Source organism: Methanosphaera sp. BMS, from assembly GCF_003268005.1.
In the GTDB taxonomy this organism is placed as follows: domain Archaea; phylum Methanobacteriota; class Methanobacteria; order Methanobacteriales; family Methanobacteriaceae; genus Methanosphaera.
Window position 1 is genome coordinate 1,906,445 of record NZ_CP014213.1, and the last position, 19,971, is coordinate 1,926,415.

General features: G+C 32.5%; 15 protein-coding genes. 8 read left to right on the plus strand and 7 right to left on the minus strand.

Going from position 1 to position 19,971, the window contains the following annotated elements:
- Positions 1–691 precede the first annotated feature (691 nt).
- Both AW729_RS06910 and AW729_RS06915 read left to right on the plus strand, forming a co-directional pair.
- Positions 692–3,943 carry an Ig-like domain-containing protein gene (locus tag AW729_RS06910; RefSeq protein WP_112124417.1) on the plus strand — a complete coding sequence of 1,084 codons (3,252 nt, stop codon included), beginning with the start codon at positions 692–694 and terminating at the stop codon, positions 3,941–3,943.
- 110 nt (positions 3,944–4,053) lie between these two features.
- Positions 4,054–8,331 (plus strand): hypothetical protein, encoded by a 4,278-nt coding sequence (locus tag AW729_RS06915; RefSeq protein ID WP_112124418.1) that lies wholly within the window; start codon positions 4,054–4,056, stop codon positions 8,329–8,331.
- Between the two features lie 80 nt (positions 8,332–8,411).
- Here AW729_RS06915 and AW729_RS06920 read toward each other — a convergent pair whose 3' ends face one another.
- Both AW729_RS06920 and AW729_RS06925 read right to left on the minus strand, forming a co-directional pair.
- Entirely contained in the window at positions 8,412–8,885 is a 474-nt protein-coding gene (locus AW729_RS06920; protein ID WP_112124419.1) for a hypothetical protein, read from the minus strand.
- Positions 8,886–8,932: 47 nt separating this feature from the next.
- Positions 8,933–9,352, minus strand: a complete 420-nt coding sequence (locus AW729_RS06925; RefSeq protein ID WP_112124420.1) for a hypothetical protein — start codon at positions 9,350–9,352, stop codon at positions 8,933–8,935.
- Positions 9,353–9,471: 119 nt separating this feature from the next.
- Here AW729_RS06925 and AW729_RS06930 point away from each other — a divergent pair, with 119 nt between their 5' ends.
- A complete protein-coding gene (locus AW729_RS06930; RefSeq protein ID WP_112124421.1) occupies positions 9,472–9,981 on the plus strand; it encodes a hypothetical protein in 510 nt (169 codons plus the stop codon).
- Positions 9,982–10,223: 242 nt separating this feature from the next.
- Here the strand turns inward: AW729_RS06930 and AW729_RS06935 are convergent, their stop codons facing one another.
- Entirely contained in the window at positions 10,224–11,423 is a 1,200-nt protein-coding gene (locus tag AW729_RS06935) for an MnmC family methyltransferase (protein ID WP_162685834.1), read from the minus strand.
- Positions 11,424–11,729: 306 nt separating this feature from the next.
- Here AW729_RS06935 and AW729_RS06940 point away from each other — a divergent pair, with 306 nt between their 5' ends.
- Together AW729_RS06940 and AW729_RS06945 are read left to right on the plus strand one after the other, a co-directional pair.
- The gene (locus AW729_RS06940) at positions 11,730–12,377 is read left to right on the plus strand and encodes a hypothetical protein (RefSeq protein WP_112124423.1); all 648 of its coding nucleotides are present in this window, start codon (positions 11,730–11,732) and stop codon (positions 12,375–12,377) included.
- A 163-nt stretch (positions 12,378–12,540) separates the two neighbouring features.
- A complete protein-coding gene (locus tag AW729_RS06945) occupies positions 12,541–13,467 on the plus strand; it encodes an NUDIX hydrolase (RefSeq protein WP_112124424.1) in 927 nt (308 codons plus the stop codon).
- 36 nt (positions 13,468–13,503) lie between these two features.
- On the opposite strand, the gene AW729_RS06950 is transcribed toward AW729_RS06945, so the two are convergent.
- The 4 genes from AW729_RS06950 to AW729_RS06965 form a co-directional block, all read right to left on the minus strand.
- Positions 13,504–14,148 (minus strand): exopolysaccharide biosynthesis protein, encoded by a 645-nt coding sequence (locus AW729_RS06950; RefSeq protein ID WP_112124425.1) that lies wholly within the window; start codon positions 14,146–14,148, stop codon positions 13,504–13,506.
- Between the two features lie 90 nt (positions 14,149–14,238).
- Positions 14,239–15,177 carry a carbohydrate kinase family protein gene (locus AW729_RS06955; RefSeq protein WP_112124426.1) on the minus strand — a complete coding sequence of 313 codons (939 nt, stop codon included), beginning with the start codon at positions 15,175–15,177 and terminating at the stop codon, positions 14,239–14,241.
- A gap of 28 nt (positions 15,178–15,205) precedes the next feature.
- Complete coding sequence (locus tag AW729_RS06960; protein WP_112124427.1) at positions 15,206–16,090, minus strand: formylmethanofuran--tetrahydromethanopterin N-formyltransferase; 885 nt, start codon at positions 16,088–16,090, stop codon at positions 15,206–15,208.
- 11 nt (positions 16,091–16,101) lie between these two features.
- On the minus strand, positions 16,102–17,121 hold the full coding sequence (locus AW729_RS06965; RefSeq protein WP_112124428.1) for a hypothetical protein: 1,020 nt from the start codon (positions 17,119–17,121) through the stop codon (positions 16,102–16,104).
- Between the two features lie 101 nt (positions 17,122–17,222).
- Between AW729_RS06965 and AW729_RS06970 the strand changes: the two genes are divergently transcribed.
- From AW729_RS06970 to AW729_RS06980, 3 genes are read left to right on the plus strand one after another with little or no spacing between them, the layout of a single operon-like run.
- Positions 17,223–17,654: a DUF1616 domain-containing protein gene (locus AW729_RS06970; protein WP_112124429.1), complete on the plus strand. Its 432-nt coding sequence runs from the start codon at positions 17,223–17,225 to the stop codon at positions 17,652–17,654.
- A 17-nt stretch (positions 17,655–17,671) separates the two neighbouring features.
- Positions 17,672–18,622 (plus strand): NAD-dependent epimerase/dehydratase family protein, encoded by a 951-nt coding sequence (locus AW729_RS06975; RefSeq protein WP_112124430.1) that lies wholly within the window; start codon positions 17,672–17,674, stop codon positions 18,620–18,622.
- 42 nt (positions 18,623–18,664) lie between these two features.
- Complete coding sequence (locus tag AW729_RS06980; RefSeq protein WP_236951212.1) at positions 18,665–19,966, plus strand: flippase; 1,302 nt, start codon at positions 18,665–18,667, stop codon at positions 19,964–19,966.
- Positions 19,967–19,971: the final 5 nt, after the last annotated feature.

Genomic DNA, 19,971 nt, shown 5'->3' on the forward strand with positions numbered 1-19,971 from the left:
TTGCCATACAAATTATATGCCTTATTAGCATATATCAAACAGGATATCACTACAATTAACACATATCTACACAGTAACAACTTCATGAGAGTCCTAAAACTGAATTTTTAAACACTTTTTAATAGAAAAAAAACATACAACAAACACCATACTCTTATTTTAGAGATTAAACAATGATTTTTAAACAATAGCATTTAAATAAAATTTTATGATAAGCATATGCCAAAAAAGTAATTTTAAATAATTCTAATAATTTTGAATAAAAAACAAAATATAATAATTACCTTTTAGATAAACATATACAGTAATGAAGATTTATATCAATTTATTAATTGATTTAAAAATACATATAATCAAAAGTATTAAAATATTAAATATAATCTTTAAAAATTTAATATACAGTCATACGTTGAATTATAAAGATTATCTTGGCATCGATTAACGAAAATAAATCCTCATTACTACTCAAATAAGATAATGATGAAAATGTAACAATCACGTGCATATGTGAAAAAAAACATATTCAACATCACATATACTAGAACAATGTTTCTATATCTGGTAAAACATCTAAAAAAACAAAATCAATATAGAAAAAATAAATTGTTACACATTATCCATCATAAAAACAACCTATTAACCATATAAAAAGTATATGATTAATAAAAAAATTCAAAAATGGTGACACATAATGAATAAAAAGAATATATTCATATTTGTCTTAATACTACTTGTTGGTATGACAGCAGTTAGTGCAGCTGACATTGAAGACGATGACACGACAACAGCAGCAACTATTGAAACGCCACAAGTAGAACAGACAAATACAGAACCAATAGCACAACAAGAAGTGCAAGAAGTAAAGAAAGAAAAAACATTGAAAGAAGACTCAAATGATGAATTACCCGCACCACGTGTAATTGATTCGGATTTAACAATTGATGATGATAATTTTGCCGATTTCAATAATGTTAACTGGACTGTTAATGGTCAAGTTACAGTAAATGGTGCAGGATATCAATTTACTAATGTAGCAATAAATGTTGTAGGAGATTATGTAACATTAAACAATCTTAAAATTACTACAAATAATGATACAAAGTTAATTGATGCTACTGGTGTCAAAAACCTTACAATAACTAATTCAATATTAAATTTACGAAACGAAGGAACATCTAGTAACAACCAAGCGATAGGTATTGACTTAACTAATACTGAAAATATTACAATTAGCAGTACAACTCTTCAAGTAGAAGCACCATCTCAAACCCAACAGTGGTACAATACCACCCCCGAAGACTGGTATAGCGTGCTTGAAGTTTCAGCCATACTAATAAATAATGCTGATAATGTAACTATTAATCAAAACACTATTCGAATAATAAACACTACTGAAAAGGTAGTTAATTCAACAATGCCCGCTATTACTATTAAAAATGGTACAGAAAACATTAATGTAACATTTAATGATATATACGCAACTGGAGCTCACTTCGTTTATGGTGTGATGATGAACGATGGTGTGACAAATGCTGCAATAAAAAACAATACTGTTACTTGTGTTGGTCCATTATATGTGGCTGGAATTGATGCTTCAACAGCAACTGATTCAGTAGTATCAGGAAACCTAATAAATCCACAAAGTACTGGTCAGGCAACATATAATCCAGACAACAGTGAAGAATCATTAGCATATGGAATAATTTCCAATACTTACATTACAGGCAACCAAAACAATCGAATCTGTAAAAACACCATTAATCCACAGGCAAATGTAATATATGCAATTGAAGTATACAGAGGAAATAACATCACAGTATGTTCAAATCATATTAATGAATGGTATAATGCTGTAAAATCCATTGGTGTGGCATTTGCATTTACCAACAACAGTAAAATAATCAATAACTTTATAAGAGTAGACGGTACAACAGGAACTACTCATTCATTCTATGAAGAAATAGCCCCGGTTAATACTGGAGTAATATTAACAAACCAATCAAATAATAATTTGATTCAGGGGAATGACATTCGAGTTACCGCTATGGGTGATGCTGCTGCCAGAAGTGTAAATATTACAAATGACACAGGCAATACTGTAACTGATAATAGATTAGAATATCAAGTAAACGAAGGTATTAGTGTAGGTAGTGAAACTGCCCTAGTGGAATCAGGAAATACAATTTCCAATAGTGTAACTCCAGTATTATACCCTTGTGATTGTGGATGTATGAGTACTGAAAACCAGAATATGGGAATCACTGAATTCAAAAGAATATCAGTCAAAAAATCATTGAAAAAAGATTTGCCTGATAATTTACCTGATGATGTGACGATAATTGATGACAGTAATATAAGCACATATGCAATGGTTATGGATTGGAATCCAGTAATCAGTTTTTATAGTGCTAATGCAATAAGAAATAAAAAAATAATTTTTAATATAAGTATGGATAAAAACATAAGTTTTACGGGACTTTCTTCAGCCAACTGTACAATATTAGGTGACTATTCAAATGTTAGTAGAACAATAACCATTGGTGGTGCAAATATAGATAATTTTTATGGGCCTAAAGTTACACTCCTGCAAGTGTACAATTTGACAAATTCAGTAATTGGAAGTGTAGCTAATTTCTATGGTAGAAATAATATTGCTGAAAATAATACAATTATCAATAATAATCTAGGTACTTCTTTAGCAATTAATTCTTATGACGTTAACACAAAGAATAATTATATAGTACGTATTAATGGAAATACAGTGCAATTTTCAAAAGGCCTTCGAATTAATGGAGACAATAATACACCAACTTATGATGATGGATATGCATTGAATAATAGTAACTATGATACATATTTTGACGAAACAAATACCTTAAAAAGTGAATATGCAGATTCTGTTTTATTTGCAACTGAAACAATTACAAAACCAGTAATTATTAACAGTAAAGTAACTTTATCCGCTTTACGTGATGTTGGTGGATTTTATAGTGTAACATTTATTGAAGGATCAGATTATTCACTAGTAGAAGATGCAACAATCAATAAGCTTACATTAAATGGTGTTAATAAAGTCAATGTTAATCACAATACATTACTTGCAGATGATAGCAGTATAGAACTTATCGGATCAACAGATTGTAACATTACAAACAACATAATCAACACAAAACTTACCAATACAATAACATTAGACGATGATTCATTCAATAATATCATTGAAAATAATGAGTTATATGCTAGTAGTTACAAGGGAGATAAAAGTGTTAGTGCTGACAGAGAATCCAATACAGTTCAATCAAACATCCCTATACCAGTACCAGTATTAAAAGTTAATACATGCGAATTTACTGTTGGAAGTACTGCCACTATTAGTGCTAGCATCACACTTGATGATGAAGTAGCAACAACTATTAATAAAGGAAAAGTAGTATTTAAAGTAAATGGTAAAACCTTGAAAGATGCTGATAATAAAGTAATCTACGCAAAAGTGGTAGATGGAACTGCAACAATCGAAAACTTTGAAATTCCACAGAGCTGGTCTAAAAACGGTACAACAATTACAGCAACATATAGTGGTTCAACCCAATGTGAAAAACTAACAAGTGATGCAACAGAAATCACCACAACATCAACAGAACCAATAATTTCTACAGAAGACATAACTACAACAGCAAACTCACAAATCACACTCACAGCTACAATAAACGATGGTAACAAACCAATAAATACTGGAAAAGTAGTATTTAAAATCAATGGTAAAACAGTTAAAGATGAAAACGGCAAAGTAATCTATGCTAAAGTAACCAATGGAATAGCAAGCATACCTAACTATACACTACCAGAAACATTTAAAACAGGAACATACACAATCACAGCAACATTCACAGCACCCAACTATGAAAAACTCCAAACAAATAGTACTCTAACAGTCACATCTTAAACAATCAATTGTTAAGGAGGATATAATTATAACCTCCACTATACTTTTTTTATAATAAACAACCAATTAAACTAAGTTTACTTAAATAGAACGAAGGGGGTTAATCCATAATGAATAGCAAGAAAATAATACTATTTTTAATTATATGTATTATTGGAGTAAGCATGGTTAGTGCAACAGATGATAATACCACATTTGAAGATAAGAATAATTTTATTGATGATTCAACAAGTAATGATATTATTGAAAATTACAATATTGAAAGTAACACAAATACAAATAATATCCAAAATACAGAATCAATAGAAAAAAAAGACAAAAGTATTAAAAAAGATTCCAATCCTAAAACAATAATATTAAACAGTACCACTTTCCATGAATACATTACAAATGAACGATTTAACGACAAAGTAAATAACGGTGATACAATAGACATCCAAGGAATTCTTGATGGAAACTTCACCATTAAAATCAACAAAGCATTAAATATCATCTCCTCGACCCATGATGGATTCATCAATATTGAAAGATATAGCGAAAGTTTTGGCGGTACTTTTAATGAGTTTGACATATTAACAGAGGGATCAGGAACAAACATTAGTGATATCCGACTTCATAATGCACATATCCTACTCATCAATACCCATAACATCACGATAAATAATCTAACCGCTTCATGTGATATGAGTGTTGGTATGGGAAGTGGTATGATATCTATACGTGAAGGTTCAAGTCATGTGACAATAACCAACAGTTACTTTGAAACAAGCAGCAACGGAGGACATAGTAATGTAGTTTATTGTTTTGCACGTGATTGCCTATTTGAAAATAATACCGTTATAGGTCATGGAAATGTAGGAAATATACTTTATCTTACTACTTATGGTGGTGTTGATGCTAGTGGTGAGATAAACGAGACCTATGGAAACATTAATATTACTGTTAGAAATAATATTATAGACGGAATGGATGTGGATCCACAGTCCCCAATCTGTGTAGGACTTGTCTATGAAGGAGCAAACCATACATTTAAAAATAATTCCATTTTAAGAGGATCTAGAACAACCATGATTCAACACAACGATTATGGAACAAATGTATATAATATTACCTTTGAAAACAATTACATACCATTTACTGGAAGAGATTATATAACAGATAACAATTTTAACAGTTATGGTACTCTTGACTCTGAAGGAGTATATACATTAGCTAATGACACTTCCAATAAAGCATTCATCATCAATGCAACTAACATTTCTACTGTAATAAACAATTACGGTTCTAGAATCTATGCATTAAGCTCCAATATACAAACCTACATCACAAATTATATTGATAATGAAACATATAAAATAGATAATTTATATGCTCCAAATACTACTGTAATTATAAATCGTCCACTTAACATTACAAATTCCATTGTAAAACAATTGAAGGTAAACACATCTGCAAACATTACAAACAACATTATTATAAACCAATTGAACAATACTATAATTTCAAACAATCAAATAAACAGTACAGTAATAAAAGACAATTATTTACTCTCTTATAATAAAAAAAATATTACTTATGGTGATGACACAATAAGCTTTAAAAATGGTACTGTAATAAATAACGGGCCAAACCTAAATGGAGTCCATCATTTGACAAATGAAAACTATAATGAATTATTCAATGAGAATTATACATTAAAAGAAGGTATAAATGGTACAATAATAGCCTTGGATAATCTTACAAATCCAGTTATAATAAATAAAGCAGTTATATTAAAAACTGCCCCAAACATAAATACCAATTTCTCCATTGTCAACAGATTACATGGACATCCTGGAAAAAATCCAGTTGAAGACTTCCTTGGACGATATATTTACTGCCATACATATGACGCTCAATATTATACAATAAATGGACCAATATACTCATATTCAAACATAACCTTCGTTAATGGATCAGAAAAATCCAATGTTACTAATATCATAGCCCAAAACATACAGATAAATACAAACAACATCACAATAGAAAACTCATCATTATACGGAAAAATAACTACAAATAACTCCAACAATAGCAACTTAATAAATAATGTGTTATTCGGTAACAATTCTTCCATTAACATTATAAACTCAAATAACAATAGATTGAAAAAGAATATAATAAACAATAATGAAGAATACACAATAATAGTGGACGAAACATCCACAAATAACATCATCACAGACAATGACCTGATAACAGGTACATCTAAGGGAGATTTCTCAATTCATTATACAAATAGCAATACTGTCAAAGATAACTTACCTCTAACAGAAGTCAATATATCCATTAAAACAAATTCAACAAGAGTCATGTATATAACCAACTCCAGTAATTCAAATCAACAACTTGAATATGATGTTATTTCACCAGGAAAAACATATGAAATACGAGCGAATGTTACATCAAATGAAGGAGTCACCCCAAAAGGACATGTATTAATATTATTCAACGGTACACAAATAGGCAAATATGAGTTAGAAAATGGAACTGCCAAAACAAACATGACAGTTACAGATTTGAATCAGGGATATCTAAGAGCATGGTATCTTCCAGAGGATAACTTATATGAAATGACATCAACAACAAAATTTATAAAAAACATGCGTTTAAATACGAACACGACAATCACTGCGAATACTACGAAAATCGGAGAGAAAATTACTGTATATGCAACTGTTATGGATGAATACAATGAAGCAGTACCCCATGGCACATTAAAATTCATAGTAAATAATGTTGAATATAATTCTACAATAACAAATGGAACTGCAACATTTACTGCAATAACCAATGAAAGCTGGAATAATGGAATCCGTGCAAAATATTATCAATCTGCAGGATATAATGAATCAACAAGTAACATTATTAAACTAGAAAAAGGTGATGTGTTATTCTATATTAAGCAGAAAATAGAAGGAGAAAACCTTAAAATATCAGTAAATGTAACTGATATTGGAAATATACCTGTTTCAACCGGATATGTGAGATTTAAAATCAACAAAACCACTAATGTTCCGATAAATAATGGAAACGCCGAATATGAAATAGCTTTAGCTAACATAACTGAAGGACAAGAAATGTCTATAACATTCACAAGTAACCCTGCATTCAACACAAAAACAGAAAATATAACATTGTCACTCGATCCACCGACAATTACACAAATACAAATAGAAGACATAGTAGGAAAAATAAACCAGCCCACAGTTATAACAGCCACGGTAACTGCTGAAGATGGTATAACAGTCAATGAAGGAAGTGTTACATTCACAACAACGGACTACACAGAAACTGTAAACATCATAGAAGGAGTAGCCCAAACCACACACACATTCACACAAAGCCTGATAGATACACTGCAAGCAATATACATTCCGATCACATCCAACTACTATGAATGCACCAATACATGCACCATCATCATAAGCAAAGATCCTGAAAATGTGACAATCAACTTAAATGCAATCACCGGAAGAATAAACGAGGAAGTCACCCTAACAGCCACAGTTATGACAACAGACAATATGCAAGTAAGCTATGGAAATGTAACATTTACCACAATAAACTTCAATGAAACCGTTAATATCATAGATGGAACTGCAACAACTACCCACATATTTACAGATGAAATGGATGAGCTGTTAACAGCCACGTTCATTCCAGCAAACCCAGATGACTACAACCCATCAAGCAATACAACAACTATAACAATAAAAGGCATTGAATATTCATTAAAGGTAGACACGACAACATTCACATTACTAGAGCCAAACAACATAACAGCAAGCATATATTATGGGGATAACCTGGCAAGAAACATAAGCAAGGGAAAAGTCACATTCAAGGTAAACGGCAAGACCCTAAAAGACTCAAACGGAAAGGTAATCTATGTCAAGATAGTAAACGGTACAGCCACGATAGAAAATTACATGATATCCGATACTTGGAATAAGCAGACAACTATACAAGCAGTATATTCTGGCTCAGTCGATGTAGAATCACTAAAATCAGAGAAGGAAAATATCACAATAACAAAAGCAGCACCTACAATCACACTTAGTGACGTTACAGCAACACAAGGTCAATCTATAGAGATAAACATGCAAGTAACACTATTGCAAAATCCGGTAAACACTGGAAAATTAATAATCAAAATCAATGGCAAAACAATCAAAGATGCCAACGGTAAAGTAATATTTGCAACAGTAACTAATGGAATGGCAACAATACTTTACACCATACCTGAGTCCATGAAGGCTAAAGATTATCCATTAACAGCAATATTCACATCAACCGATTATGAAAGAGCAGAAGCCACAAAAACACTGACTGTTTTAAGGGATTGAATAATAAAGATTGGAAAGAGTATTTATCCACTCTTTCTATCACTTTTTATATAATTAACCATTCTTATTTTTGAAGGGAATCAGATCCATCTGACATCTTCACATTCTATTTCATAATTATCGGACAACGCGGGAGTGTAGTATATCCCGTTTTGTTTTTGTTTGAATGTGTTTGTTATGCTGCGTCTTGTGTAATAGTTTATTCTTGAGGATATGATGTATTTCTCGTTGTATGTTAGTTTTGTATTTGAATGAGCGTATATCTCCAATATTAACCTTTTTTCACCGTTTTCTCGTAGGGTTATGTTTATTATATCTATATCGGTTGGATGCAGGAGTCTTGGATAGTCGCTTTGATAGTAATTGAATGTATCGTTGTAGTATGTTGCATATGCATTCTTGTCGGCTCCTTCCTGTGCTCCCATTCTTGCACTGTCGATTATGATATTCTTTTCATTTTCATCCAGCAAGGTGCCGGCTATGAATATTAACATGACTATTATTATCGTTGAAAATAGAATATATTCTAGTGAGATTTGTCCTTTATTATTCATAATAATCTACCTGAAAATTATAAGATAATCAGAGTTATTTTTAATATTTATCCATAGATACATATTACTCCATTATTATTAGTAAAAGTATATGTATCACCGGGTGTTAAAATTATATTTTTACTTTTTTTGCCGTTGAATGTGATATTATTTGGAATGTATTCATCCTTTGTTATTTGATAATGGGAGTTAACATAGACTCCCGAAGAGTTTATCTGCATGATGTAACTTTCATTGTTAATATGTTCGGGCAGACGGTAATTCTCTGAATAGGAGTTTCCCTTAAAGTAAACTTCATTTATTATATTGCTTACCCGCATTGTTTGTTCTTTTGCCTCTTGTCTTGTATGTGTTTCTGATATTGAATCAAATTCAGTGCTCGCTATTGAGATTACACTTGAAAATATTATAATAAAAAGCATAAATGTTAACAATAATTCCAAACTTACATTAGCTTCATTATTCATATATCTAAATTTATTCCTTTTATGATATATACTTTTTAATGATAAATAATATATATAAAAAATTATATAGTATAATTATATTTTTATTATACAATGTTTAAGAGGTAAGAAAGAATATTATGAAAAGAAACAACAAAGAGATATTGATAAAAATCAATAAAACAACGGACATAAACGAAGTAGATAATCTAATCTACACAGTACAGGACAAAATAGACCAAATAGATAAAAACTACTATCTGAAAGAATCAGAAAGCCCATTCATATACTTTTTGGAATATCCAAACCCCAATGAATTAATTAAAAAGATAAAAATAAGTGATGAACTAAACCCGTTACTGGAAATCATACCGGTTACATGTGTAATAAGTAATTCAAACTATGTACTATCAACAATCCTAAAGAAAATAAGACATAAAATCACATACAACGATACATTTAACATAACCTGCCACAATGACTATCCCTACCCGACAGACAAGAAAACAGAGACAGAACTAACAGAACAAATAAAAAACATTACAAAAATAGAGGAAAACAATACATGTCCCAACTGGGACATTAACCTATATATTATCGGAGAAATAACCGGAATAAACATAAAAAGAAAATACTATAACCAAATGTAGATTAATAACGTTACGTTTGTAACCTCCTATTAATCATTTTCTTTTTAAAATCAAAAGAATATCCAACTTCTAATATGTGAAAAAACAAGCAATCATCTGTTTTGATGTTAAATAATTAGTCAGTACCCTCCGTATTATCCGTCAAGAATTATTTTTTCAAACAAGCCCATTGACAGGACATAACCTTCAAGACAAAGAAGTGTTAGATGCCACTATAAAAATAGCTTTAAAGACCAGATAAATTAACCCAATATTCTATGTAAATTATCCTCAAGTGCCAGAATCTGGTCACGACTGGACAAATTAGGATCAATATTCAATATATCATGTATCCTATAGTCATTTATTGACTCAAATCCCATAGCATTAACATAACCATTTAATTTTTCCCTAAGATTAACATCCTCGATGCTTTCAGGATCAAGTCCTATATAGCGGGGAAGCTTACTGGATGATGGAAATACGCTTACACCCCTGATTTTTTCACGGGTGCTTCGTCTTCTGTTGACTATCGTATCATAATCATCATTCAACTCGGGATCAATATATGGAACGCCGACATCACTCAAGGCTATTACCTTCTCGTCGCTGAATGATAATGGCGTTGTTATCATATCCTGACTTAATGAAGCTATGGTTCCACCACTTCTATGAAAACTAGGACCTTCGCCCAAGTGATAACCCGCATGAACCAATGCACTTCTAACCGGACTGGCCGCGGTATAGGTCAATATCAGAGAATACTCTTCCAAAAATTGTTTAATCCTGGAAAAGAAATCAACAGTATACAATTCAGGACTTTTTGATGGACTATAAGGATCCAAGAAAACAGCATCATATTTGCCGTGAGCCTCATTTTTAATAAATTCCCTTGCATCACACACATGGATATTGATATGAATATTTGAAGGAACTGTACTTAAGACCTTGTTAAACTGCAGATAACCCTTGTCAATCAGATAGGTTTCCACTTCCTTTTTTACATAACTGTAGGCTTTTGATACATCAGGAATAAACAGTATGGTGGCTAACGTTTCTATTGATGATTCGACCATGTCAATTTCAATTTCAACATCTTCATCCTTAAGGTAAGTCAACAATGCTGTTGTATTGTATCCTATGCCACTGCAAATATCCAAGACTCTGATTGACTTTTTGTGCTGGGCAATCTCCAATAAGTTAGATGGTTTGACAAACTTCTCATATGACTCTGAAAAGGCACCATATTTGCTATGTAATGTTTCTGAATCTCCTGATTCCCTTTTGTCTGATGATAATGTGAAAGATCCGTCATCGGTACGGATGAAAAATCCTGCAATTTCATCATGATATAATTCACGAGCATCCTTATGTCCATCCTGCTCCAATTGGAATAACTCATGAATAAGTAATTTATTCTGTTGTAATAATTCTAGTCTTGAATGTGTATCATCATCAATCATGGTGTCCACCATTAAAATTTAACATAAGTAAATATATCTCGTACAAAGTATATATTATTTTAAAGAAAATACAAATAAAAAAAATTTTCATATGTTATGACCAAATAATGGAAAATACCCAATTAAAAGTAAAACGGATATCGAATAAGAGCAACAAAAGGTAAAATTACATTAAAATAATATGATATGACACGTCGAATAATATTAATTTCCCGTTAAATTAATATTTTGCCATTTTCAACAAAACAAAAAATACTCTTAAAATTAATATATTACATTTGATAAATTAAAGTAATAGGTGATATGATGAATAAAAGAAAGATTTCAATTATAGCTGCAATCGTTATTCTTGCAATTGTCGCATATTTTGGAGTAACACAATACCAATCATATCAGGAAGAGGTATTGACTGAAAGCTTTAATAAAAACCTGCAGAACGCCAGTGCCATTGAAGCCAATCTAATCAGTTCAACTGAAAAATTCAACAACAGGCCAAGTACTGATGTGGATGAACTAATGAATACTATAAACAATGATATGTCACCAAAATATGCTGAAGAATTGAATGTATTAAACAAGACTTATGAATCAACAAACAATGATACGAAAAAACAATATATAAATTTACAAATGAAAAGAATAGAATTAAGCTCAAAAAATTTAAATGGTACAGTTACAACATTAAATGCTATATCACAACTTTATAAAGGTGAAAAATCACAAGAAGATGCACAGACAGCAATAAACAATGCAAATAAAGACATAACCGACAGTTCCAATGAATTAAATAGCGTATTAACAGACATCAAAACATTGTTAAAACAGAATCCGGACTTTGACCAAAGCCTCAGAGGATTGCATCTTGAAAAATCATTCTATGGAGAAACACAGCAACAACCACAAAACATTACAAATACAACTAATACGACGAATACCACAAACAATACACAATAATTCTTAACCCCCATCACTTTTTTAGATAAAAATAATTTTTTAGAAAAATAACTAAAAACATATTATAATGTTAGAATATACTATTATACATAGTAAATAAAATAAACTTAATAAAAGATAATCGACAATTATAGTTAAATGAATTAAATAGGATGTTTAAAAAATGAAAACATTTAACATGTACGTTAAAACACTTATACCGAACGAAAAAGGAAAGATATTGCTAGTTAAAGAAAAAAGGATGGATGAAAGACCTAGATGGGACTTGCCCGGAGTAGCACTTACAGAAGATGAAAGTTTTGATGAAGCCGTTACAAAAGGTATTCAAAAAGAGATAGGCTACTATGTTTATCCGGGTAAAATCGTAGGAGTAAAGGATTTCGTAACACATGATGAAAAGGAAATAAATGTCATAATGGATGCAAACATATTGAATGGCGATATTCTCCTAAATGATCATTACGAAAAATACTCATGGGTTAGCATGGAGAGAATCACGGAATATCCATTAGTGCCATGGTTTAACGAGTATATGAAAAGAAATAAAAGACCATTCGAAGATGTTGAGTATGAAATAGAACAAATCAATCAACGCCAACACAAACGTAGAGAGTTAATCCAGGAAGACATCGTTTCAAGCAGAAGTGATGACAGCATATATAAAATTGAGGATAAGGAAGTTGGTGAAAGCGTAAAGAATTCATTTGGTTTACTCAAGGACACAATTATCAGAACATTCCATCCAAAACAGGCCAATGTTCGCCGTACACAGCCTAAGGAAAACGTCATCTATCAAACAACAACCAGCAGTGAAAACGACATCATACCAGAAACAAGCAGTGAAAACGACATCATACCAGAAAGACACGATGATGATGAAATAACAACAATTTCCACCGAAAAACCAAAAATCAGGAAGATAAGAGAAAACAACAGGCCTTATATCAGAAAAGTTAAAGAATCAACGGAAAAAATTAGTTTCAATACCAACAGAAAGGCATCCAATTGGAAGGAAAAGTTAAACAACATTAATAAAACCCCTTCCAATAATGAAAGAAGACCTGCTCCTAAACCAAGAAGAAGACAGTAGAAAGGTAAACATTTAAACATCCACCTTATCCTTTTTTTAAATGAATGATAACAGATAATATATCACATTTTTAATTATTTCAACACCTATGTATCCTACCGATGCGAAATAACCCATTGTAAATATACTTGCGATATAACCCAATATCAGCAGATAACTGTCATCCTCCAGACAACTTACCGACAAAAGCAATATGGATACCGCCGGGATAAAATCCGTAAATGGTATTGGCAGTGGTAAAAACAACAATAACGCCAGCACTATGATAATCAATGAGTTTAATTTATTTAGTATCCTGTTTTTTGTCAGATCACCCCGTGGCTTGGATATCTTTTCTATATAACTCATTGCCTTATAGAGTACCTCAAAGAGCTTATTCATTGACTCCTCGGACAACGTGTACTCGGATACCATCTTGGGCAAAACCAGTTTCTTATTAAACAGTACAGATAATTCAAGCAGTATAATCAAGATTCCAAAGGGTGTGCTGCTACCTGGAATAGAAACAGGGATTAAAAATGGAGCTATCAATATGATGACCATGATATGAATACCATCGGCCAGCAGTATATCAAGCAGTTCCTTAACTGACACGTCTCCCATATCAACGGAGTCCTTAATAACATCAATCTTCTTAGATGTTGCCAGGATACTGTTTTTAAAATCAAAATCATATTCCAAGAGAATGCACCTTCAACGATTTTATTATTTTGTGAGTGATTATTAGCCTAATAACTTAGTTTATTATTATATTGTTTTTTTTTTCATTTGTTATATTTTTGAGTTAATTATTTCATCAATGTCTATCTCATCAATTGTTGGTATTGCCTCCGTAGCACCGGTCTTTGTTGTTGAAGCTGCGGCAATGTAACTGCCGATGACCGCGGATTGCTTAAGAGTGTAGTTGTTTATGATTCCATATAAGAATCCTGCATTGTATGCATCTCCGGCACCAGTGGTGTCAACGGTATCGACGTTGAATATTCCAACATGATACTCCTCATCATCCTTTTTAATAAATGAGCCATTGGTTGACCGTTTAACTACAAGTATATCCACTTTGGATGATACTTCCTCTACTGCCCTGTCAAAGTCATTTAATCCCGTTGCTATCAGCAGTTCATTCTCGTTGATTAACAGAATATCCGTTAAGTCTATGAGCCTATCCATAAATTTCTTTCCACGATTTACATAGAGCATCCCCGGATCGAATGATACTGTGACATCGGAGGATAATTCCTCCAACAGTTCAAACTGGGTGTCTATGGAGGGATCATCAGGATTTAATCCTACAAATGACGTTAAATGTAATATTTTGGTATCGTTGATGTATCGGCGATTTATATCTTCATTGAAGATTTTATCATTTACCTTTGGTGTTACATATAACTTACGATTTCCCTCATTATCAATAAAGCCTATTACCTCTCCTGTTTCATCATTTTCATCAATGATTAAATGGGCGGTATCGACATTATTCTCTTCCAGGTAATCCTTCATCATCATCCCATTGGAGTCCTTGCCTATCTTTCCGATGTATCCTGCATTTAATCCCATTTTACTGGTTGCTATAATGGTGTTTGATGCTGATCCACCACATGTTTTTGCTTCCTCATAAATGAATGTTTCACCATCCTCAGATGCAAATTCATTCACCTTACACAAACGGTCAACATTCAATGCTCCCCATCCTATTATATCAAAAGTCATGTTATTACCTACAAAGCATTAAATATAATTATTCCAGCATTTTTTTCAAGTAGAACTTGTATTTACCAAGATTTCCCCCATAATTACCTGCAGATACCTTAAGAACACCTTCAACACCGTTTAATGCATTTATACCTTCTATCAGTGAATTTTTAGCATCCTCCAGTGTCAGTGCATTTATAACTATTTCCGGAATGTAATTTACGCCGTCTTCCACCTTGGACTCATCACCTATTTTTTCCTTAAGTGATGGGCAATATGGATGATTTGTTGTAGGACCTATTTCAGGATAATTTGTTTCAACCTTTGAACCGGCAGAGCAGATATCAAATGGAGTACATATTCCATCAACTTCTGCAAGTGCATCCAATGACTTGTAACCGGCTTCAAGTACAGCTTCTTTGCTGCTGCAGTAATACCAGAAATTAACTCCCATTATTCCTTCCATACATCCAAGCTTTTGTTCAATATAAAAGTCAGGTACACATATGGGTACTCTTATCATGGTACGACCATATATTTCCTCTGTCCATTCATATCCATCTCCGCAGTGGCCTACATGTTCGGTTGTATCTATATAATCAAATGGGTCTATTGATGCATCGAATATCTTAACAAATGGCTTAACCAGTATGTCCTGTCTTATTCTGAAGGACAATTCCTTATCGAATTTTGCCAGGTCCTTGGTGTTATACCAGAACTGTATTAACACCCCCGGCCTGTTATCCGGTGTCTGATCGGGTGATAAAAATTTTTCAACCCCTGACTCTGTTCTTCCTATAACCGTTCCGGGTGTTGCACATGCATCATATGCTATCTTTTCTATTGTCTTGTCATCTTCTGCCGTTACAATCATCCTTACACAGGTACCAATAAATGCTTCACAATATGTATCTTCTATATCAAAATCCATAATATCAACTCCTATCCTAAATCTCCAATGTTTTTGCCCCGTATTTTATTACGGGTTATTTTTACCTTGTCATTTAATTTGTCCACATTTTCATCATCAATTATATCTATTGATGCTTTGGTAAGTAGTAATTCCTGGGTGATACTTTCATCAATGGAATAGTCCAGCAATGCTTCCAAGGGATTTTCGTTATATTCATGAATAAAATCATATACCCCGGCGGTCGCCTTGTTATTGAATACATCGGCGATGACTGCCAGTATAAGATTATTTTCTGATGCTATGCTGATTGACGCCGATTTGATTGAATGAATATTGCCGTTGAATGATATGCTTACTCCACCGTTATCCCGGGCATAGGATAATGCTTCCTTGTCAGTTATGCTGTCACCGCTGTACATCAGATTTTCAGCTTTATAATCGTTTTTTTCAATTATGTCAATTATTGCCTCATATTTACCTATTCCACCAATAGGCTTGACGGATTCTATCAGTGAATTAATCTTCATATTACCTATCACATTTGAAAAGAGATTATCGATATTTTCAAAGCTTGAGTCAAACAATATGTTTTCACGCATCTCAAGCAGTTTATCCGCTTCTTCTGTGGATAATACATATTCATCCATCTTTAATATTGTAGAGTAGGCATTCTCATAATTGAATCCTGTCTTGTCACTTAAAGCCTTTATATACTGGTTATAACTGGTACTTACAATATAAAAGGGCATGATGTTCTGAACATAACTTATCATGGAGTATGCTCCGTCAATCATGTTAATGTTATCCTGTGAAAATTCCACCAGGTCCTTTTCTGTTAGATTATATGCCTTGAAAAAGGGTAAAATATATTTCAATGTACTTCCGGTAAAATGAGTATCAGGATACTTTTCTGCTAGCAAATCATCATAATTACTTAAAATACTGAAAAATTCACCGCCTTCTGGTATAAAATAATCAGCTATTTCATATGCATTATCATTTATTGATAATGGTCCTTCACAATCAGTTACATAAAATTTTTCATTCATGAAAAAACTCCTCTTTATATAATCCAAAGAATTACTTCGCTATAATTATCTATATAACTAAAAACATAAATAGTAATATACATCAAATTAATGGACTTACTATGAAAAGAATAAATAAAATAATTAAGGCATTGTTACTTGTAGCCTTAATTGTTGCAATAATCTCTGTAATTTATCTGGTTGTAATACATAATCCCGGAGAGGATTATACGGAATTCTACCTTTTGGATTCCAATAACGATACGACGGATTATCCTACAAATGTTACACAGTATTCCATTGAAAAGATAATAATTGGAATAATAAACAAGGAACATAAACAAGTAAATTACACAGTCAAAGTTAAAAAGGATGGCTATTTACAAGCCGAATACAACTACACATTAGACAATAATGAAAAAATCGAAACACCCTATTATCTCAATAATGCAAATGTATTAGGAAACGATCAGTTATTAGTAGTGGAATTATATAAAGACGATATTGATGCACCATATAGAACATTGAATCTCAGATACAATGTAGTAAAATAATACAGGAAATAAAGAACATGAAGCAAAAAAAATGTATAGTTACCGGAGCAGCCGGATTTATTGGTTCACATATTGCCCAATCGCTCTTGGATGAGGGAGCAAGTAAAGTAACTATTATAGACAATATGACCACTGGAAACGTTGAAAACTTAAAAGAGTTAGATCATGACAGAATAGAGTTAATATGTGCAGACATAACAGAAACGGATTTGAACCACGTGTTTGAAGGACATGATTATGTATTTCATGAAGCGGCATTAATAAGTGTTCCCGAAAGTATTCAAAAACCGGATGAAACCAACAAAGTTAACATTGAAGGTTCTTTCAAAGTACTCAAGGCCGCATGCCAAAGCAACATCAAAAAGGTTATTTCAGCATCATCAGCCGCAGTCTACGGTGAAACAGAAGTACTGCCAAACAGTGAAGATCTTCCGTTGAATCCACTATCACCATATGCAGTATCCAAATCAGCACTGGAGTTATATTCATACACATTTAACCAGACATATAACCTTCCGACGGCATGTCTAAGATATTTCAACGTATTCGGTCCAAGACAAAACGTTGACTCTGCTTACAGCGGAGTGATTCCAAAGTTTATCATGGCACTGCTTAATGATGAAAGGCCAATAATATTCGGTGACGGAGACCAGACAAGAGACTTTATTTACGTTAAAAACATAGCGAAAGCAAATATCCAAATAGCAAAAAGTGATGTGACGGGAGTATATAACATAGCACATGGAAAACAAACAAGCATAAATAATTTACTCCACCAGATATGTGATTTGATGGGATATGACTTCAACCCAGTATATGAAAAGTCACAAGTCGGTGATATCAGACATTCCGTAGCGGATATTGCGAAAGCAGAAAATGCCTTTGGATTTAAAAGTGAACATGACTTTAAAGAAGAACTTAAAGAGACAATCGATTACTTTGTTAAAAAATTCGATGATGACAATTAAAAACACCTTTCCTTTTCTATTTTTATTTCGGGGATTAATTATATGATTTCAAGAATTACAGGTTTATTTAAAAGAAATGAGTATAAGACCATTCTCGAAAACATGCTTTCATTAACCGGCCTGCAATTTGCCAGTTATATCCTGCCACTGATAACTCTACCCTATCTGACGTGGACTTTAGGTCCGGAGTTGTTTGGACTGACACAGTATGCCATCAGCCTGATAACCTACTTCCAATTCTTTACGGATTACGGCTTTAACCTATCTGCCACAAGGGAACTTGCCATTGTAAAGGAGGATAACGAGAAGGTATCGCGGATATTTAACTCGGTAATGTTTATAAAGGTTATGTTGTGTATAATAAGCTTTATGATTACATTGCTGCTTATAACATTCATAGCAAAGTTCAATAAAGATGCCATGATATATCTATTGACGTTTGGGATGGTTATCGGTTATATCCTATTTCCTACCTGGCTGTTTCAGGGCATGGAGTATATGAAATACACGAGTATCCTGAATATAATTGGAAAGGTCATATTCACTGTACTGATATTCCTGTTGATACACCAGAAAGAAGATTACATCCTGGTGCCCATCATCAATTCATTTGGACTTATAGTTGTTGGAGCAATAGGATTATACATCGCCATTACAAAGTTTGACATCAAATTAAAAATTCCATCAAAGGAGGATATCCTATATCATCTGAAGGAAGGATGGCATGTATTCATATCTACAATAGCAATTAACATGTACACTACAACAAATACATTCCTATTAGGTCTGCTTACAAACAATACCCTGGTGGGTTATTATAGCATTGCCGAAAAGATGATACTAGCCGTCAATGGACTTTTAAATCCGATTTCACAGGCATTATATCCATTTATCAGCAGAAGTGTCAATGACGATAAAAAGACAAGCATAATCTTTATACGAAAACTGACCAAACTTATGGCGGTTGTGGGATTTATATTGAGTCTGGGATTGTTTATATTCTCAAAGATGATAGTCCTGACATTATTCGGCCCAAGTTATGCCTCATCAACAATACTGCTGCAGATAATGTCAATAATTCCTCTTGCCGTATCACTCAGTACAATATTCGGTATAGAAACCATGCTTACATTCAACTATAAAAAAGCATTTACCACCATTGTGATGCTTGGAGGATTGCTTGATATTATACTGGGAATAATACTGATATACCTGTTAAAAGAAGTGGGAATAGCAATTTCATTTACAATTACTGAAATATTCATAACAATAGCAATGTTTATATTCCTACAAAACAAAGGGATTAAAATAATAGGAAAATTAAATAGTAATAACAAGGATTAAAAATA

Bases quoted from the DNA above. Each gene is read 5' to 3' on its own strand.
- AW729_RS06910 (WP_112124417.1), top strand. From the start codon at position 692: ATGAATAAAAAGAATATATTCATATTTGTCTTAATACTACTTGTTGGT.
- AW729_RS06915 (WP_112124418.1), top strand. From the start codon at position 4,054: ATGAATAGCAAGAAAATAATACTATTTTTAATTATATGTATTATTGGA.
- AW729_RS06920 (WP_112124419.1), bottom strand. From the start codon at position 8,885: ATGAATAATAAAGGACAAATCTCACTAGAATATATTCTATTTTCAACG.
- AW729_RS06925 (WP_112124420.1), bottom strand. From the start codon at position 9,352: ATGAATAATGAAGCTAATGTAAGTTTGGAATTATTGTTAACATTTATG.
- AW729_RS06930 (WP_112124421.1), top strand. From the start codon at position 9,472: ATGAAAAGAAACAACAAAGAGATATTGATAAAAATCAATAAAACAACG.
- AW729_RS06935 (WP_162685834.1), bottom strand. From the start codon at position 11,423: ATGATTGATGATGATACACATTCAAGACTAGAATTATTACAACAGAAT.
- AW729_RS06940 (WP_112124423.1), top strand. From the start codon at position 11,730: ATGAATAAAAGAAAGATTTCAATTATAGCTGCAATCGTTATTCTTGCA.
- AW729_RS06945 (WP_112124424.1), top strand. From the start codon at position 12,541: ATGAAAACATTTAACATGTACGTTAAAACACTTATACCGAACGAAAAA.
- AW729_RS06955 (WP_112124426.1), bottom strand. From the start codon at position 15,177: ATGACTTTTGATATAATAGGATGGGGAGCATTGAATGTTGACCGTTTG.
- AW729_RS06960 (WP_112124427.1), bottom strand. From the start codon at position 16,090: ATGGATTTTGATATAGAAGATACATATTGTGAAGCATTTATTGGTACC.
- AW729_RS06965 (WP_112124428.1), bottom strand. From the start codon at position 17,121: ATGAATGAAAAATTTTATGTAACTGATTGTGAAGGACCATTATCAATA.
- AW729_RS06970 (WP_112124429.1), top strand. From the start codon at position 17,223: ATGAAAAGAATAAATAAAATAATTAAGGCATTGTTACTTGTAGCCTTA.
- AW729_RS06975 (WP_112124430.1), top strand. From the start codon at position 17,672: ATGAAGCAAAAAAAATGTATAGTTACCGGAGCAGCCGGATTTATTGGT.
- AW729_RS06980 (WP_236951212.1), top strand. From the start codon at position 18,665: ATGATTTCAAGAATTACAGGTTTATTTAAAAGAAATGAGTATAAGACC.